The sequence below is a fragment of the Pseudomonas sp. CCNWLW23 genome (assembly GCF_037095675.1).
Classification (GTDB): domain Bacteria; phylum Pseudomonadota; class Gammaproteobacteria; order Pseudomonadales; family Pseudomonadaceae; genus Aquipseudomonas; species Aquipseudomonas atacamensis.
The window spans coordinates 121021-139256 of the sequence record NZ_JBAWKM010000013.1 but is presented as its reverse complement, the minus strand read 5'-3'; the positions used below and the strand labels follow the sequence as shown (position 1 = coordinate 139256).

General features: G+C 60.5%; 17 protein-coding genes. 5 read left to right on the top strand and 12 right to left on the bottom strand.

Going from position 1 to position 18236, the window contains the following annotated elements; translation table 11 throughout:
• Positions 1-56 precede the first annotated feature (56 nt).
• Together V8J63_RS17625 and V8J63_RS17620 are read left to right on the top strand one after the other, a co-directional pair.
• On the top strand, positions 57-1301 hold the full coding sequence (locus tag V8J63_RS17625; RefSeq protein ID WP_197891840.1) for an NAD(P)/FAD-dependent oxidoreductase: 1245 nt from the start codon (positions 57-59) through the stop codon (positions 1299-1301).
• A gap of 10 nt (positions 1302-1311) precedes the next feature.
• Positions 1312-2112 carry a sulfite exporter TauE/SafE family protein gene (locus tag V8J63_RS17620; protein ID WP_336464415.1) on the top strand — a complete coding sequence of 267 codons (801 nt, stop codon included), beginning with the start codon at positions 1312-1314 and terminating at the stop codon, positions 2110-2112.
• A 51-nt stretch (positions 2113-2163) separates the two neighbouring features.
• On the opposite strand, the gene V8J63_RS17615 is transcribed toward V8J63_RS17620, so the two are convergent.
• From V8J63_RS17615 to V8J63_RS17590, 6 genes are all read right to left on the bottom strand, one after another.
• Positions 2164-3444, bottom strand: coding sequence for a TRAP transporter large permease (locus V8J63_RS17615; protein ID WP_016775191.1), 1281 nt, complete (start codon positions 3442-3444; stop codon positions 2164-2166).
• Positions 3444-3971: a TRAP transporter small permease gene (locus tag V8J63_RS17610; RefSeq protein WP_336464414.1), complete on the bottom strand. Its 528-nt coding sequence runs from the start codon at positions 3969-3971 to the stop codon at positions 3444-3446. The genes V8J63_RS17615 and V8J63_RS17610 overlap by 1 nt, the downstream gene beginning before the upstream one ends.
• A 75-nt stretch (positions 3972-4046) precedes the next feature.
• Positions 4047-5021, bottom strand: coding sequence for a TRAP transporter substrate-binding protein (locus tag V8J63_RS17605; protein WP_130888723.1), 975 nt, complete (start codon positions 5019-5021; stop codon positions 4047-4049).
• Between the two features lie 60 nt (positions 5022-5081).
• Positions 5082-5975 carry an SMP-30/gluconolactonase/LRE family protein gene (locus tag V8J63_RS17600; RefSeq protein WP_110600939.1) on the bottom strand — a complete coding sequence of 298 codons (894 nt, stop codon included), beginning with the start codon at positions 5973-5975 and terminating at the stop codon, positions 5082-5084.
• Positions 5976-6018: 43 nt separating this feature from the next.
• On the bottom strand, positions 6019-6843 hold the full coding sequence (locus tag V8J63_RS17595; protein WP_016775186.1) for an NAD-dependent epimerase/dehydratase family protein: 825 nt from the start codon (positions 6841-6843) through the stop codon (positions 6019-6021).
• Between the two features lie 272 nt (positions 6844-7115).
• On the bottom strand, positions 7116-8411 hold the full coding sequence (locus tag V8J63_RS17590; protein ID WP_024013340.1) for an OprD family porin: 1296 nt from the start codon (positions 8409-8411) through the stop codon (positions 7116-7118).
• Between the two features lie 309 nt (positions 8412-8720).
• On the opposite strand from V8J63_RS17590, the gene V8J63_RS17585 reads away from it, so the two are divergent.
• Positions 8721-10376, top strand: a complete 1656-nt coding sequence (locus V8J63_RS17585) for an MFS transporter (RefSeq protein ID WP_073471236.1) — start codon at positions 8721-8723, stop codon at positions 10374-10376.
• Complete coding sequence (locus V8J63_RS17580; protein ID WP_110600944.1) at positions 10373-11515, top strand: HlyD family secretion protein; 1143 nt, start codon at positions 10373-10375, stop codon at positions 11513-11515. The genes V8J63_RS17585 and V8J63_RS17580 overlap by 4 nt, the downstream gene beginning before the upstream one ends.
• A gap of 65 nt (positions 11516-11580) precedes the next feature.
• On the opposite strand, the gene V8J63_RS17575 is transcribed toward V8J63_RS17580, so the two are convergent.
• Complete coding sequence (locus V8J63_RS17575) at positions 11581-11775, bottom strand: hypothetical protein (protein WP_125927669.1); 195 nt, start codon at positions 11773-11775, stop codon at positions 11581-11583.
• A 107-nt stretch (positions 11776-11882) separates the two neighbouring features.
• Between V8J63_RS17575 and thpR the strand changes: the two genes are divergently transcribed.
• Entirely contained in the window at positions 11883-12422 is a 540-nt protein-coding gene (gene thpR, locus V8J63_RS17570) for an RNA 2',3'-cyclic phosphodiesterase (protein ID WP_125927667.1), read from the top strand.
• A 244-nt stretch (positions 12423-12666) separates the two neighbouring features.
• Here the strand turns inward: thpR and V8J63_RS17565 are convergent, their stop codons facing one another.
• From V8J63_RS17565 to V8J63_RS17545, 5 genes are all read right to left on the bottom strand, one after another.
• Positions 12667-13764 carry a polyamine ABC transporter substrate-binding protein gene (locus V8J63_RS17565; protein ID WP_095182000.1) on the bottom strand — a complete coding sequence of 366 codons (1098 nt, stop codon included), beginning with the start codon at positions 13762-13764 and terminating at the stop codon, positions 12667-12669.
• Between the two features lie 195 nt (positions 13765-13959).
• Entirely contained in the window at positions 13960-14832 is an 873-nt protein-coding gene (locus V8J63_RS17560) for an ABC transporter permease subunit (protein WP_197892873.1), read from the bottom strand.
• Positions 14829-15743 (bottom strand): ABC transporter permease subunit, encoded by a 915-nt coding sequence (locus V8J63_RS17555; protein ID WP_024013334.1) that lies wholly within the window; start codon positions 15741-15743, stop codon positions 14829-14831. Before V8J63_RS17555 ends, V8J63_RS17560 begins: the two co-directional genes overlap by 4 nt.
• Complete coding sequence (potA, locus tag V8J63_RS17550) at positions 15740-16882, bottom strand: polyamine ABC transporter ATP-binding protein (protein ID WP_024013333.1); 1143 nt, start codon at positions 16880-16882, stop codon at positions 15740-15742. Before potA ends, V8J63_RS17555 begins: the two co-directional genes overlap by 4 nt.
• Positions 16883-17251: 369 nt before the next feature.
• Positions 17252-18013 (bottom strand): gamma-glutamyl-gamma-aminobutyrate hydrolase family protein, encoded by a 762-nt coding sequence (locus V8J63_RS17545; RefSeq protein ID WP_130888726.1) that lies wholly within the window; start codon positions 18011-18013, stop codon positions 17252-17254.
• Positions 18014-18236 lie beyond the last annotated feature (223 nt).

Genomic DNA, 18236 nt, shown 5'->3' with positions numbered 1-18236 from the left:
ACATTGGTTGTTGTGGTGAGCCAAAAAATCCTTGCGTGCAGCAAAAGGAAAAAGCAATGAACGATCAACACTGGGGCCCATCCATCAGTGCGGACATCGTGGTCATCGGCGGTGGCACGGCCGGCATCGGTTTTGTCGCCAGCCTGCTCAAGCGTGACCCGCAGCTCAAAGTCACCGTGATCGAACCGAGTTCACAGCACTACTATCAACCGGCGTGGACGCTGGTCGGCGGTGGTGCATTTGACGTGAAAGACACCGTCAGGCCGATGAGCAAAGTCATGCCGCGTCATGCGACGTGGATTCAGGCCAGTGTCAGCGCCATCGACCCGCAAAGCCGCCAACTCACCCTCGACGACCAGCGCACCGTCAGCTATCAGAACCTGATCGTCTGCCCCGGCCTGCGCCTGGCCTGGGAGAAAATCGAAGGCTTGCAGGAAAGCCTCGGCCAGCACGGCGTCACCTCCAACTACAGCTATCAACACGCCCAGTACACCTGGGATCAAGTGCAGAAACTGCGCGATGGCCGGGCGCTGTTCACCCAGCCGGCGATGCCGATCAAATGCGCCGGCGCGCCGCAAAAAGCCCTGTACCTGTCTTGCGATTACTGGCGCAAATCCGCCGTGCTGAAAGACATCAATGTCGAATTCAACCTCGCTGGCGCTGCGCTGTTTGGCGTGCCGACCTTTGTGCCGCCGTTGATGAAGTACATCGAACAGTACGACGCGCAACTGGCGTTCAACTCGAATCTGGTCAAAGTCGACGGCCCGGCGAAAACCGCGTGGTTTGACGTCAAGGACGCCGACGGCAACGTCAGCCGCGTGGCAAAAACCTTCGATCTGCTGCACGTCGTGCCGCCACAAGTCGCGCCGGATTTCATCGCCCAGAGTGCGCTGGCCGATGCCGGCGGTTGGTGCGAAGTCGATCCGCACAGCCTGCAGCATCCGCGTTATCCCGAGGTGTTCGCACTGGGCGATATCTGCGGCACCAGCAACGCGAAAACCGCCGCAGCGGTGCGCAAGCAGGTGGTCGTCGTTGCGCAGAACCTGCTGGCCGCGCGCAAACAACAGCCGCTGCCGCTCAAGTACGACGGCTACGGCTCGTGCCCGCTGACGGTGGAGAAGGGCAAGGTGATCCTCGCCGAGTTCGGCTATGGCGGCAAACTGCTGCCGACTTTCCCGCTGGACCCGACCGTGGCCCGCCGTTCGGCATGGTGGCTGAAAGCGACGCTGCTGCCGTGGTTCTACTGGCACGGCATGCTCAAGGGCCGCGAGTGGCTGACGCGTCTGTCCAGGATCGACTGAGAAAACCCCTATGTTGCTGGCAAGTTTGTTTGGCGTGGTGATGGGGTTGATCCTCGGCCTGACCGGCGCAGGCGGCGGGATTCTCGCGGTGCCGGCGCTGGTGCTCGGGCTCGGCTGGACGATGACGCAAGCGGCGCCGGTGGCCTTGTTTGCGGTCGGCAGCGCGGCAGCGGTCGGTGCTATCGACGGTTTGCGCCATGGCCTGGTGCGTTACCGCGCGGCGCTGTTGATCGCGGCACTGGGCGCGGTGTTTTCGCCGCTGGGGATCTACTTCGCGCATCAACTGCCGGAAAAGATTCTGATGATGCTGTTCAGCCTGCTGATGGTTCTGGTCGCCTGGCGGATGTTCAGAAAGGAGCGTCAGCAAGCCGGGCCGAGCGATCACGGCCATGCCAGTTGGGGGCAGAAAAACTGCATGCTCAACGAGCAGACCGGGCGCTTCGACTGGACCGCCAAATGCACCGCCACCCTGGCTGCACTGGGAGCGGTTACTGGCGTGGTTTCGGGTTTACTGGGCGTCGGCGGCGGCTTTCTGATCGTGCCGGCGTTCAAGCAACTGACCGATGTGCAGATGCGCGGCATCGTTGCGACGTCGTTGATGGTGATCAGTCTGATTTCCGCGATCGGGGTGATCGGCGCGTTTCATGCGGGGGTGCGTATCGACAGCCGGGGTGGGGCGTTCATCGTTGCCAGCATTGTCGGCATGATCGTCGGCCGCAGGCTTTGTGCGCGAGTTCCGGCGCGGGCGTTGCAGGTGGGGTTTGCCAGTGTCTGTCTGGTGGTGGCGGGGTACATGTTGTTGCGGGCGTGAAGAGCAAAAGATCGCAGCCTCCTTGCACGAGGCTGCGATCTTCTCAGACGGTTACAACACCAGGTGCGGCAGCCACAGCGAAATCGCCGGAACGTAGGTCACCAGCAGCAGCACCAGGAACAGCACGCCATAGAACGGCAGCAGCGCTTTCACGGTGCTTTCGATACTGACCTTGCCCACCGCCGAGCCGACGAAGAGTACGGCGCCCACGGGCGGTGTTATCAATCCGATCCCCAGGTTGACCAGCATGATCATGCCGAACTGCACCGGATCGACACCGATGCCCATGATCACTGGCATCAGGATCGGCGTGAGGATCAGGATCAGCGGCGCCATGTCCATCACCGTGCCAAGCAACAGCAGCATGACGTTGATGCACATGAGGATCACGTAGCGGTTGTCCGACAGGGTCAGGAACAGCGTGGTGATTTTCGCCGGGATCTGCATCAGCGTCATGATGTAGCCGAAGCTGGCGGCGAAACCGATCAGGATCATCACGATGGAGATGGTGCGCACCGTGCGATGCATCAGCTTGGGCAACTCGCTCCATTTGTAGTCGCGGTAGATGAACATGGTCACGAAGAATGACCAAAGCACGGCGATGGCCGCCGATTCAGTGGCGGTGAAAATACCCGAGAGAATGCCGCCGAGGATGATCACCATCGCCATCATGCCCCACAGGGCTTCGCCGACGATCTTCAGCGCCTGGCGCATCGGAATCACTTCGCCCTTGGGGTAGTTGCGCTTTTTCGCGAAGATCAGGCACAGCACCATCAGGCAGGCGCTCATCAGCAGGCCCGGGACGATGCCGGCCATGAACAGCGAAGCGATCGAAACGGTACCGCCTGCAGCCAGCGAGTAGAGCACCGAGTTATGGCTCGGCGGCGTCAGTAGGGCTTGCACCGAACCGCTGACGGTCACGGCGGTGGAGAAGTCCCGTGGATAGCCCTTGCGTTCCATTTCCGGAATCAGCACCGAGCCCACCGACGCGGTGTCGGCCACCGACGAACCGGAGATCGCACCGAAGAACGTCGAGGCAACAATGTTGACCAGTGACAGACCACCGCGCACGAAACCGACCAGCACCCCGGCACATGCCACCAAACGCCGGGACATGCCGCCCTCGGCCATGATCGCGCCGGCGAGGACGAAGAACGGAATGGCCAGCAGCGAGAATTTGTTCACCCCCGAGGCGACCTGGATCATCACCGCCTGGAAGGGAATGTCGATCCACCAAGCGCCGATCAGCGCAGCGGCGCCCAACGCGTAAGCGACCGGCATGCCGATCAGGATCAATACGATAAAACTGCCCAGCAGGATCAGAGCGTCCATTAAACGGCACCTTCACTTTCTTCAACCAGGTCGAACTGCACGACCCGACGTTTGCTCTGGTCACCGAGCAAGAGTTTTTCCAAGACAAAAATCAGCGTCAGCAAGCCACCCAGGGGGATCGGCAGATAGGTCACGCCAACCCGCAGATCGGGCAGGGCGGCCATGAACTGGTTCCAGGTGGACATGCACAGCTTGGTGCCCCAGATGGTCATGAAGATGCAGATGGCCGCCATCAGCAGTTGCGAAAAAATCGCTGCTGCGGATTTCAGCTGCGCTGGCATGCGGTCGGTGAGCATGGCCACGGCCATGTGCGCACCGGCGCGGTAACTGGCGGCGGCGCCGATGAAGGTGAACACCATCATCAGCAGGATCGCCGTCGGCTCAGGCCAGCTGGAGCCGGTGCCGAGCACGTAGCGGGCGAACACGCCCCAGGGAATCATCAGGGAAATCGCCAGGACGGAAAGGCCGGCGACCCAGATGCACGTCATGTAGATCTTGTCGTTGATACGCAGCAGCAGATTCTTCATCGGGTTCCACCGTAACCGGGCGCGCCTGAACCGCTGGCGCGCCGGGCCTTTTTCATGAGTACGGAGCGGGAGGCGTTACTGAACGGCTTCGATCTTTTTGATCAGGTCGGCGTACTTCGCGCCGTACTTTTCCCGTACCGGTGCGGTGGCGTCGTAGAAGGGTTTTTTGTCGACTTCGATGAACTCGACGCCAGCGGCCTTGAGTTTTTCTTCACTGGCAGCGGACTTCTTGTCCCACAGTACGCGCTCTTCAGCCTGGGCAGCCTTGGCGGCTTTTTTCACCAGTTGCTGTTGATCCGGAGTGAGTTTTTCCCAAGTGATTTTCGACATCACGATCGGCTCTGGCAGGATCAGGTGACCGGTCAGGCTGTAGAACTTGGCGTTCTGGAAGTGGTTGTGTTCAAGCAGGGTCGGCGGGTTGTTTTCCGCGCCATCGATCACGCCGGTCTGCAGGGCGCTGAAGATTTCCCCGGTGTCCATGGCGATGCCGTTACCGCCCATGGCGTTCATCATGTCGATGAACATCGGGTTGCCTTGTACGCGGATTTTCATGCCCTTGAGGTCTTCGAGCTTGCGCACCGGTTTCTTGGTGTAGATGTTGCGCGTGCCGCCGTCCATCCACGCCAGGGCCACCAGGCCGAATTCGGAGTTGGTGATCTTGTCGAGAATCTCATCGCCCACCGGGCCATCGATGACGTTACGCATGTGTTGCTGGTCGCGGAAGATGAACGGCATGTTGAACACGTTCACATCCGGCACCACAGGGCCGACGATGCCCAGGCTGACACGCGACAGCTGCACCGCGCCGACCTGCATCTGCTCGATGACTTCCTTCTCGGAACCGAGCACACCGCCCGGGAAGTATTGGAAGGTCAGCTCGCCGTTGGTTTCCTTGGTCAGGGTATCGCCCATGGATTTTTCAGCCACCACGGTTGGGTAACCGGCGGGGTGAATGTCGGCAAATTTGAGTTTCATTTCCGCCTGAGCGGCACCGGCAAAGGTGAACATCAGCGGGAGTGCAGCGGCGAGCAAGGTGCGTTTGAAATTCATGGGGGTGAGTCTCCAGTCTTGTTATTTTTGTGTTCAAGGCGCAGCGGTGCAGCAGAGGGTCTAAAGCAAATCGTTGAATTGCGGTTCGGCGAGGCCTTTGACGCCTGGCTTCAGGGCGAACACGCCGCCGGCCAGGGATTGCGGGTCGTGGTCATCGCCGGGGCGAATCGAGGCGACAAACAAGGTGTCCAGGTTGCTGCCGCCGAAGGCGCACATGGTCGGTTTCTTCACCGGTACTTCCAGCGAGAAATCCAGTCGGCCATCCGGGGCAAAGCGGTGGATCAGGCCGGCGTCGTTGGCGCAGATCCAGTAGCAGCCTTCGGCATCCACGGCAGCGCCATCGGGGCGGCCGGGGAAATGATTCATGTCGACGAAGATTCGGCGATTCGATGGCGTGCCGGTCTCGGTGTCGTAATCGAAGGCCCAGATCAGTTGCACATCGGGGTGCGAATCCGACAGGTACATGGTCTTGCCGTCAGGGCTGAAAGCGAGGCCGTTGGGCACGATGAAGCCATCCAGTTGCGCTTCGATCACGCCCGTCTGCCCGGCGCTGTAGCGATAGAGCCGGCCTTCAGGCGCGTTCAGGCCCATGTTCAGCACCATGCTGCCCGCCCAGAAACGCCCTTGGCGATCACAGCGACCGTCGTTGAGGCGCATGTCGGCGCGGCTGTGCTCTACGGTGGCGAGCAACTCACTGTCGAGGCTGCCGTCGCTGTGCGGGTGCAGGCGAAAGAATCCGCTTTCCATGCCAGCGACCCAGCCGCCACTGCGGTGGCGGGTGATGCAGGCGAGCATTTCCGGGGCCTTCCACGAGGCAACATGCCCGCTGTCAGCGCTCCAGCGTTGCAGCCCGCCGTTGGGAATATCGACCCAGTACAGAGCGTTTTCCTGCGGCACCCAGACCGGGCTTTCACCGACCGCGTTGCGGGCGTCGACGATCAATTCGGCTTGCATACTCATTCCCATGGTTTTTATTAAAGGGGATCAAGTCGAACGGTCAGTCGCCGAACGGGCCTGCTGCGACGAAGGCGCCGCCCTGATAGATCCGCGCCGGATCATCGTCGGCCGGCATCGGTTGCGCTTCGACCTTGTCGCGGAACACTTCCGAGGTGTCCTTGGCTTCGAAACCGAGGTGGCTGGCGTAGCGGTTGTCCCACCAGACGTCTTTGTTGGCGGACATGCCGTAGACCACGGTGTGGCCGACGTTCGGTGTGTACAGCGAGCGTTCGAGCAGTTGCGTGAGATCGTCGAAGCTCAGCCAGGTGTGCATCATCCGGCGGTTTTGCGGTTCGGGGAACGAGGAGCCGATGCGGATGCTGACGGTTTCGATGCCGTAGCGATCGAAGTAGAAACTGGCCATGTCTTCGCCGTAGGACTTGGACAAGCCGTAGTAACCATCGGGACGACGCGCTGAAGTGGCGTCGAGCTGTTGGTCCTGTTTGTAGAAACCGATGACGTGGTTGGAGCTGGCGAAGATCACCCGCTTCACACCGTGCTTGCGCGCCGCTTCGTAAATGTGGAACACGCCGCAGATGTTGGCACCGAGGATTTCTTCGAACGGGCGCTCGACCGAAACGCCGCCGAAATGCAAGATCGCATCGACCCCTTCGACCAGTTGATGCACGGCTTGCTTGTCGGCGAGGTCGCAGAGCACGACTTCTTCGTGGTCATCGACGGCCGGGGCGAGGGCGGCGATGTCGGACAGGCGCAGCACATTGGCGTAAGGGCGCAGGCGTTCGCGCAGCACTTTGCCCAGGCCGCCGGCGGCACCGGTCAGCAGCAGGCGGTTGAAAGGAGCGCGGGGGGTAGAGGTAGACGTCATGGCAATCCCTGAACACATTGTTATTAGGTTTGTTGTAGGTTGTCGTATGACTGCGCTGAAGTATCGGTAGGGTTTCCGGATCTTGTCAACGCGACTTTTGGTGTAGATGACGGAAGGGGCGATTCATTTTTTCAGCACCCGATACCTGCCTGGCAATGCAATCCCCTTGTGGGAGCGAGCCTGCTCGCGAATGCGCTGTGTCAGTCAGAACAAGTCGACTGGTCCGGCGCTTTCGCGAGCAGGCTCGCTCCCACAGGGCAAACCGCCAACCCTTACAACAACGAAATCGGATAGCTGATAAAGATCCGGTTCTCGTCAAATTCGTTGGTGCTGAAGTCCCGGCGAATGGTCGCGTTGCGCCATTTCACGTTGAGGTTCTTCAGCGGGCCGCTCTGCACGGTGTAGGCCAGCTCTGATTCGCGGCCCCATTCCTTGCCGTCATTGGTGGTGGCGGTGTGCACGTTATCGCCGCTGATGTAGCGGTTCATCAGGGTCAGGCCAGGCACGCCCAGCGCAACGAAGTTGTAGTCGTGACGCACCTGCCAGGAGCGCTCTTTGGCGTTGTCATAACTGGCGTTGTAACTGTCGTTGGCCAAGGTGCCGCCGCTGGTGCCGTTGACGCGCATCCAAGCATCGTCGCCGGTGAGTTTCTGCAGGCCGACGTAGAAGGTGTTGCCACCGTACTTGGCCGAGAGCAGGGCGAACGCGGTCTTGTTGTCGAGGTCGCCGGCCTGAGCGCTGCCGTCTTCCTTGCCGGTGAAGAAACCGAGGTTGGCGCCCAGCGTCCAGTCGCCCATCGGCTGACTGTGGCTGAGGTTGAAATACTGCTGCTGGTAGATGTCGGTGAGCTCGGCGTACCACACGCCGACCATCGTGCGTTTTTCGTTGAAGCTGTATTCGCCGCCGCCGAAGTTGAAACGATCGGAGGTGAATGCACCGCGGCCGTTCATCGACATGTCTTCCATGCTCGCGTCGTTGCGCGGGCTATTGCCACGGAACTGGCCGCCGTAGACGGTCAGGCCGTTGATTTCAGTGGACGTGATCTGCCCGCCGCGAAAGGTCTGCGGCAGGGAGCGGCCGTCGTCGGAGCGCAGGATCGGCAATACCGGCATCCATTCGCCGACCTTCAATTCGGTCTTCGAGACTTTGGCTTTCAGCGCCACGCCGAGGCGGCCGAAGTTGTCGGCCGGGCGGCCGTCATCATGGATCGGCAATAGTTGCGTGCCGCCCGTGCCTTTGCCGCCATCGAGCTTTTGCGAGTACATGCCAAGGATGTCGAGGCCGAAGCCGACGGTGCCCTGGGTGAAGCCGGATTTGGCGTCGAGAATGAAGTTCTGCGTCCATTCTTCAGCCTTGCCCTGCGGATTGGCCGGGTTGACGAAGTTGCGGTTGAAGTAGGCGTTGCGCAGGTTCAGCGTGGCTTTGCTGTCGTCGAGAAAGCCCTCGGCATCGGCGCTCATCGGCAGGGCCAGAGCGAGGCTGCTGCAACCGATCAGGCTGAGGGTCGAACGCGGTTTGAAATGGGCAAAACGTGACGGGCGGACGGAATTGCGGGCGAGTGGGCTCACTGTGACGCTCCCTGGATCGTTTGTTGTTTTTATTATTTGTCATACGTCGTCGTACAACATCGATGCGGATATTTCCCAGATTTACGGGGATTGTCAACTGGAAGTTATGCGATGACCTCCCATGCGACGCAGAACCCCTGTGGGAGCGAGCCTGCTCGCGAATGCGGACTTTCCTTCAATGAAGTTGTCGACTGACACAGCGCTTTCGCGAGCAGGCTCGCTCCCACCGGGTTCCTTGGTGTCCGTCGAGTCGTGTATTGCCTGTCAAATTGCGGCAAACTTCCCTCACCCCCAGCACCAGGCCGATCCATGGATAAATACGCCCCGCGCAACTGGCAACCCCACGAAAAGCCCAGCCTGCCCGGTTCCCCATCGACCCCGTTGCATTCCACGCCCAAGCGTCTGGCTTATGCGGCGGTTGGCGTGCTGGTGGCGGTGACCGGTGGGTTGGGCAACTCGCTGGTGGTTGCCAACCTGCCTTACCTGCAAGGCTCGCTCGGCGCGACCACGGCGGAGATGGCCTGGCTGCCGGCGGCCTATGTGATGACCAACGTGTCGATGAACCTGCTGTTGGTGAAGTTTCGCCAGCAGTTCGGTTTGCGCGCATTCACCGAAGTATTTCTGGTGTTGTACGCGCTGGTGACCTTCGGCCATTTGTTCGTCAACGATCTCAACTCGGCAGTGGCGGTGCGAGCGGCGCACGGCATGGTCGGTGCGGCGCTGAGCTCGTTGGGTCTGTATTACATGGTCCAGGCGTTTCCGGCGAAGTGGCGGCTCAAAGCGCTGGTGCTCGGCCTCGGCACGTCGCAATTGGCGTTGCCGCTGGCGCGGCTGTTTTCCGAAGACCTGTTGCAGATCGCCGAATGGCGCGGTTTGTACTTGTTCGAATTGGGCATGGCCCTGCTGTCACTCGGCTGTGTGTTGCTGCTGAAGTTGCCGCCCGGTGACCGCTTCAAGACCTTTGAAAAACTCGATTTCCTCACCTTCGCCATCCTCGCCACGGGTGTGGCGTTGTTGTGCGCGGTGCTGTCGCTGGGGCGGATCGACTGGTGGCTGGAGGCAGACTGGATCGGCGTGGCGCTGGCCTGTTCGATCGCGCTGATCATCATGGGCCTGGCCATCGAGCATAACCGCAGCAACCCGATGCTGATGACCCGCTGGCTGGGCAGCGGAACGATGATCCGCCTCGCGCTGGCGGTGACCCTGATTCGCATGGTCACCTCGGAGCAATCCACCGGCGCGGTCGGTTTCATGCAGAACCTCAACATGGGCTATGAGCAATTGCACAGTCTGTACGTGGTGATGCTGATCGGCAGCATCGCCGGGCTTGCCACCAGCGCGTTGACCATCGATCCCAAACACCTGCTGATGCCGTTGATCATTTCCTTGGCGCTGATGGCCACCGGTTCGGTGATGGACAGCTTCTCGAACAACCTGACCCGCCCCGAAAACATGTATTTCAGCCAGTTCCTGCTGGCGTTCGGCAGTACGTTTTTTCTCGGCCCGACCATGGTCTTCGGCACGCGCAACGTGCTGACCAATCCGCGCAACCTGGTGAGTTTTTCCGTGCTGTTCGGGATCTGCAACAACCTCGGCGGACTGCTCGGCGCGGCGTTGCTTGGCACTTTTCAGATCGTGCGGGAGAAGTACCATTCCAGCCACATCGTCGATCATCTGGTGATGTCCGATCCCTTGGTGGCTGCGCGAGTGCAGAGCGGCGGCTCGGCGTTCGGCGGTTTGCTCGCCGACCCGAGCCTGCGCAATCTGGCCGGCATGCGCAGCCTCGCCAATGCGGCGACACGCGAAGCGAACGTGCTGGCCTATAACGATGTCTTCATGCTGATTGCGGTCATTGCCGTCCTGACCATGATCTGGCTTTCGATTCGCGCGTTGTGGCTGATGAGCACCACCAAAGCCATTGAGCCGACACCTTCCGTACCACCCAGCGGTGCCACTTCTTCATGACCGAACCGACCACCACAACTACCAACGCCATCGCCGCCACGCCTGAAGGGGAGGCGCCGCCATCGTCACCGAATACCGCGCCGCGTTCGCTGCGGGTGCGGATCATTTCTTCGCTGGGCTTTGCCGCAATCGCCATCGTCGGCGTGCTGATCGTGTTGTATGCCTGGCAACTGCCGCCATTCAGCAGTGCGGTCGAAACTACCGAAAACGCCTTGATTCGCGGGCAGGTGACGATCATCGGTCCGCAGCTCAGCGGCTATGTGTTCGAGGTGCCGGTGCAGGACTTCCAGTACGTCAAGGCCGGGGACCTGCTGGTGCGTCTGGACGACCGCATTTATCAGCAACGCCTCGACCAGTCCCTGGCACAACTGGCGGTGCAGAAAGCCGGATTGGCCAACGTCGTGCAGCAGCGCAACAGCGCTGAAGCGACGATCAAATTGCGCCAGGCGGTGCTCGCCGACAGCCAGGCGCAGTTGCGCAAGAGCGAGGCGGATCTGCGGCGTAATCAGGAACTGGTGCGCGACGGCTCGGTGTCCAAGCGCGAATTCGACGTGACTCTCGCTGCCAACGCGCAAAGCACCGCTTCTGTGGCGCAGGCCAAGGCCAATCTGGAAATCGCCCGGCAGGATCTGCAAACGGTGATCGTCAATCGCGGCTCGCTGGAGGCTGCCGTGGCCAGTGCTGAAGCGGCGGTGCAACTGGCGCGGATCGATCTGTCGAACACACGGATTGTCGCCCCGCGCGACGGCCAGCTCGGGCAGATCGGCGTGCGCTTGGGGGCCTACGTCAACTCCGGCGCGCAGCTGATGGCGTTGGTCCCGGACCAGAAGTGGGTGATCGCCAACATGAAGGAAACCCAGATGGCCAACGTGCGGGTCGGGCAACCGGTACGCTTCACCGTCGACGCCTTGAACCACCGCAGATTCACCGGCCACGTGCAGCATATTTCGCCGGGCACCGGCTCGGAATTTGCCTTGCTGCAGGCCGACAACGCCACCGGTAACTTCGTCAAGATCGCCCAGCGCGTGCCGGTGCGCATCACCATCGATCCCGACCAGCAGGAAGAAGAACGCTTGCGGCCGGGGATGTCAGTTGTGGTCAGCATCGACACCGCCGCGGGCGACACCCAACCCCACTGATCAATGCATGACCCTGTGGGAGCGAGCCTGCTCGCTCCCACAGGATTAGTGCTCACGAGCTCTATTCATTCGGGCGAGGGGGTGACCCGGCAACTTTTGCGGTTGCGGATCTGCTCGTCGCTGGGCCTCTCACGAACGAATTCGAAGCGTGGTTCGCCTTCGCTGTAATGCACCAGCCAGCCCCATTCCAGTTCGCTTTCTTCCTGTCCGGGATGCGGTGGCCGGGCCCACCAGGGTTCTTTGCTGAGGATCTCGCGCATGGCAGCCTCCGGTTGATGGCAATCCCTGAACTATAGCTTCCTGTCGCGAGTCGTCAGCACAGGCTGTGTAGAATCGGCGTGATCATGACGATATGGGGGGCAGGGCGATGATGGATGAAGTGCGCAGGGATGAACCGTCGAAACGGCTGTTTTTCGCTTTGGACTGCCCACCGGCGCAGCGCAAGGCAATCGCCCAGTGGCGCGCGGAACTGGGCCTGCGCAGCGGCAAACCGGTGCCGGCGGATAACTTTCATCTGACTCTGCTGTTTCTTGGAGCGGTGCCGCTGGCGCAGATTCATGGCGTCTGCGAAGCCGCCGGCGGCGTACGTGTTCCTGGCGAGGCGTTGCGGGTTGCGCTGGATCGCTTGCAGGTCTGGCATCGCCCCGGTGTGTTGTCCCTTGCACCCGAACAGGCGCCGCCGGCGTTGTTGCGCCTGGTCTATGCATTGGAGCAGGCGATGCTGCCGTTCGGTTTTGAAGAAGCCACCCGCGAGTTCCGCCCGCACCTGACACTGGCCCGCGAATACCGCGCGCCGGAGCCGGAAGCGCGCACGCCGCCGGAGTTCTTTCTGCGTGCTGAACGCTTCGCTCTGTTCGAATCGCACAAGGGTCGGTATCGGGTTGTGCAGGACTGGCCGTTGATCTGAACGGACAAAAAAAGGCGCCCGAAGGCGCCTGCAAAATCACCCGAGCCGAGGGAGCCGGGTGAGGCCGTTCAGAGCAGGGTGCAGCGGTGGTAGTGCGCTGCGTGAACGGAAAATTTTCAGCACTGCATTGCTTCATTGTGGGAGCGAGCCTGCTCGCGAAAGCGTCGGCACACCCAATATTTTCGTCGCCTGTCCTACCGCCTTCGCGAGCAGGCTCGCTCCCACATTTTGATCATCGGTGTTTTTATTTACCGAGCTTCACCCGCGTCCAGCCGCGCGTCATGATCCGCTGCGTGGCAATTGGCTGATCCGGCACTGCATACAACGTCGCCATCACCGCTTGCGACGGATACGAACCCGGTTCGTTGCGGATCGCTTCGTCCACCAGTGGCGTGGCCGCTGCGTTGGCGTTGCTGTAGCCGATGCTGTTGGTGACTTCGGCGATGATGTCCGGGCGCATCAGGAAGTCCATGAACAGGTAGGCATTGTCGACGTTCGCCGCATCACGGGGGATGGCGACCATGTCGTAGAAACTGCCGGCGCCTTCCTTGGGAATGCTGTAGTCGATCACCACGTTGTTGCCCGATTCCACCGCGCGGGCCTTGGCCTGCAGGACGTCGCCGGAGTAACCCACCGCCACGCAGATGTTGCCGTTGGCCAGATCGGAGATGTACTTCGAGGAGTGGAAGTACGCCACGTAAGGGCGGATTTTCATGAACAGCGCTTCGGCTTCGGCGATGTGCGCCTTGTCCTTGTCGTTCACCGGATAGCCCAGGTAGTGCAGGGCGGCCGGGAGCATTTCGGTCGGCGAATCGAGGAAACTGATGCCGCAGGCTTTGAGCTTTTCCGCGTTCTCCGGTTTGAACAGTAAGTCCCAGGAGTTGGTCGGGGCGTTGGCGCCGAGAACTTCCTTGACCTTCGCCGGATTGAAACCGATGCCGATCGAGCCCCACATGTACGGGAACGCATGCGCGTTGTCCGGATCACTGGCGGCGGCGTTTTTCAGCAGCACCGGGTTGAGATTCTTCCAGTTCGGCAGCTTCGATTTGTCCAGCGGCTGATAAACACCGGCCTTGATCTGCTTGGCCAGAAAACTGTTCGACGGCACGACGATGTCGTAGCCGGATTTGCCCGCGAGCAGGCGCGCTTCCAGGGTTTCGTTGCTGTCGAAGACGTCGTAGGTCACGCGAATGCCGGTCTCGTCTTCGAACTTTTTCACGGTGTCCGGCGCGATGTAATCGGACCAGTTGTAAACACGCAGCACCTTGTCGTTGGCCTGGGCGCCCATGACCATTGCGCCCATTAAGGACAGTGTCAGCAGAGTCCTGCCAAACATTTTCATCGCTACAACTCCCTTCTTCTTATTCAACAAAACAAAAGCTCGGTGCACTTGAACCTTGTGGCGAGGGGATTTATCCGCGCTCGGCTGCGAAGCAGTCGCAAAACCTGAATACGGAGTCTTCAGGTAGAACTGCAGGGGCCGCTTCGCAGCCCAACGGGGATAAATCCCCTCGCCACAGTTGTTCTTCAGTGTTGCTCAGGCAGTCGCCGCTGCTGGCTGTTGCCACGACTCGTTTGCGGTCTGATCCATCGCTTCCTGAATCGCCCGTTTGCGGTTGGCCTCTGCCTTGCGGCCGAAATACCAGACGAGGAAAGTTACCAGCGACACCGCCAGCAGAATCAGGCTGGCCACGGCGTTGATCTCAGGCTTCACACCCAGACGCACCGCCGAGAACACCTCCATCGGCAGCGTCGTCGAGCCCGGCCCGGAGACAAAACTCGCCAGCACCAGATCATCCAGCGACAAGGCAAACGACATCATCCCGCCCGCCGCCAGCGACGGCGCGATCATGGGAATGGTGATGAGGAAAAACACTTTGAATGGTTTGGCGCCGAGGTCCATCGCCGCTTCTTCGATCGACAGATCCAGCTCCCGCAGGCGCGCGGAGACTACCACCGCCACATAAGCGGCACAAAAGGTGGTGTGGGCGATCCAAATGGTGACGATGCCGCGCTCCTGCGGCCAGCCGATCAGTTGCGCCATCGCCACGAACAGCAGCAACAGCGACAGGCCGGTGATCACTTCCGGCATCACCAACGGCGCGGTCACCAGGCCACCAAATAGTGTGCGACCCTTGAAGCGCGTCACCCGCGTCAGCACGAACGCCGCCAGCGTCCCCAGTGCCACAGCGGCAATCGCGGTGTAGCAGGCGATTTCCAGCGAGCGCAGCACCGAGCCCATCAGTTGCGAGTTGTCGAGCAGGCCGACATACCACTTCACTGACCAGCCACCCCACACCGTCACCAGTTTCGATGCGTTGAACGAGTAGATCACCAGAATCAGCATCGGCAGATAAATGAACATCAAGCCGAAGATCAGCATGAACTTGGAAAAGTTGAAGCGTTTCATCCCCGTGCCTCCATCTCTTTGGCCTGGCTGCGGTTGAACAGCAGAATCGGCACAATCAGGATCAACAGCATCACCACCGCCAGCGCAGAAGCCACCGGCCAGTCGCGGTTATTGAAGAACTCCTGCCACAGCACGCGACCGATCATCAGCGTCTCCGGGCCACCCAGCAGTTCTGGAATCACGAACTCGCCGACCACCGGAATGAACACCAGCATGCAACCGGCAATGATGCCGTTCTTGGCCAGCGGCACGGTGATTTTCCAAAAGTTGTTGAAGTTGCTCGAACCCAGATCCTGCGCGGCTTCCAGCAGGCTGTTGTCGTGCTTGACGAGGTTGGCGTAGAGAGGCAGCACCATGAACGGCAGATACGCGTAGACCACGCCGATGTACACCGCAGTGTTGGTGTTGAGGATCTCGATCGGGTGATCGGTGAGCCCGGTCCACATCAGGAACCCGTTGAGCAGACCGTTGTTGCTGAGGATGCCCATCCACGCATACACGCGGATCAGGATCGCCGTCCAGGTCGGCATCATGATCAACAGCAGCAGGACGTTTTGCGTTTCCTTGCCGGTCTTGGTGATCGCGTAGGCCATCGGGAAACCGATCACCAGGCACATCAGCGTGCTCAGTGCCGCGACTTTCAGCGAGCCGAGGTACGCCGACAGGTACAGCTCGTCTTCGCCGAGCAGGGTGTAGTTGCCGATGTTCAGCAGCAGCTGGAATTTCTGTTCGGCGAAGGTGTAGATCTCCGAGTACGGCGGGATCGACAGCGCGGCTTCCGAGAAGCTGATCTTCATCACCAGAAAGAACGGCAGCATGAAGAACAGGAACAGCCAGATGAACGGAATGCCGATCACCAGTTTTCGTCCGCTGGGCACCAGGCGCAAGAATTGCTGATTGAAAGTTCTCATGAGCGCAGCACCACGCCGCTGTCATCTTCCCACCAGACGTAGACCTTGTCGTCCCAGGTCGGCCGCGCGCCACGGCGTTCGGCATTGGCCATGAACGACTGGACGATCTTGCCGCCGGGCAGCTCGACGTAAAACACAGAGTGGCCGCCGAGGTAAGCGATGTCGTGGACCTTGCCTTCGGACCAGTTGTAGCGGAACTCCGGTTGGGTGGTGCTGACGAGCATTTTTTCCGGGCGGATGGCGTAGGTGATCGACTTATCCTGCACCGACGTGCTGACGCCGTGACCGACGTAGATCTTCTGTTGCAAGTCGGGGCTGTGAATGATCGCGTGGCCTTCCAGATCTTCCACCACGGTGCCGTCAAAGGCGTTCACGTTACCGATGAATTCGCAGACCATGCGGCTGACCGGCGCTTCATAAATGTCCACCGGGCTGCCGATCTGCGCGATCCAGCCCAGGTGCATGATCGCGATGCGCTGGGCCATGGTCATGGCTTCTTCCTGGTCGTGGGTGACCATGACGCAGGTCACGCCAACGCGCTCGATGATTTCCACCAGCTCAAGCTGCATCTGCGAACGCAGCTTTTTATCCAGCGCACCCATCGGCTCGTCGAGCAGCAACAGTTTCGGCCGTTTGGCCAACGAGCGGGCGAGCGCCACGCGCTGACGCTGGCCGCCGGACAACTGGTGGGGGCGGCGCTTGGCGTATTGGGTCATGTGCACCAGACGCAGCATTTCTTCGACGCGGGCATCGATTTCGCTGGCAGGCAAACGGTCCTGTTTGAGGCCGAAGGCGATGTTCTGTGCCACGGTCATGTGCGGGAACAGCGCGTAGGACTGGAACATCATGTTGATCGGCCGCTCGTACGGCGGCATGTCGGTGATGTCCACGCCATCGAGCAGAATCCGCCCCTCGGTCGGCCGCTCGAAACCGGCGAGCATGCGCAGCAGCGTCGATTTGCCCGAACCGGAACCGCCCAGCAGCGCGAAGATTTCGCCCTGATGGATCTCCAGGGACACATCGTCCACGGCCACGGTTTCGTCGAACTTCTTGGTGACACGATCGACTTTCACCAGCACCTTTTTCGGTTGCTGCTGACCTTCGAGTGCCTTGCGGTAAGTGCTGGAGGCGTTTGCCATGTGAAACTCCCAACAGGTGTCGTGTGCCTGGCCAATGTGGCCGGGCTTAAGTGGATTGCGGAACGGTCCGGAATGCCTGTCAGCTGGCGCAGAACCTGTGGGAGCGAGCCTGCTCGCGAATACGGAGTGTCAGTCGACATCATCGTTTGCTGATACACCGCTTTCGCGAGCAGGCTCGCTCCCACAGGGGATATGCGTTGACCTGAGTGGCCTTTGTCCGTACCGATCCGGCTTGTTCGGCGCCGCCGTCCTGGCTGCCTGGGTCGTACTTGTTGTTATCACGGGTGTTGCAGTTCACGACTGGCGGATGTGCAAACGCACACCCGCCAAGCGTGGGGGCAGTAAATCGTTATCTGGTTTGGGATTGCGTCAGCGCTGACTGCGCTTCGCCGCCCGTTGCCGGCACGCTGCGCCGAACGCCTGGAAAATCTTCAGGTAGTTCGGGTTGTCCAGCACCTGCCATTCCGGGTGCCATTGCACGCTGAGGGCGAAGGTCGGGCTGTGCTCGACCGAGATCGCTTCGATCAAACCGTCCGGCGCCACGGCTTCAGCACGCAGCCCGGGGGCGAGGCGGTCGATGCCCTGACTGTGAATCGAATTGACCTGAAATTCGTCGGGCAGCTCCAGCGCTTCGAACACACCGCCAGCGATCACGCTGACCGCATGGGCCGGGGCGTATTGCACCGCCACATCCGGGCTGTCGGCTTCACGGTGATCGAGCATGCCGTGCAGCTCGTGCACCTTTTGATGCAGGCTGCCGCCGAAGGCCACGTTCATTTCCTGGAAGCCACGGCAGATGCCGAGCACCGGAACGCCCGCCGCGATGGCTGCACGCAATAAAGGAAGGGTGGTGGCGTCGCGGGCCGGATCATGATCCGTGCCGGGGGCGCTGGCCGGGCCTTGATAGTGGAAGGGCTCCACGTTCGAGGGAGAGCCGGTGAGCAACAGACCGTCGAGCTGACCGAGCAGGTCATCGATTTCAGTCAGGTTGCCGAGGGAAGGAATGACCACCGGCAACCCTTCAGCGCCAACGCTGACAGCACGTACGTACTTGTCGCCGCTGATGTGATAGGGGTGCAGGCCAATCTGTTTGACGCACGCAGTAACGCCGATCAATGGCTTGAATGCCATTTTTATTCACCTCGAAGTCTGTCACTTGAACGAGCTTTTCCGGAGCTTAGCCTCGTTGATTTTAATTAACAACTGCCATGTAAAAAATTCTAAACGCCGTTCATCAAATCGCTCAGGTTTACCGGGGTTTGCCGGCGGATATGGCACGAGAGTGTTAAGAAAGGCCCGAAAAATAAAGGCTGCAGGGCAGGATGTTCGCTATTGACTTCACTTTGCCTTTCGG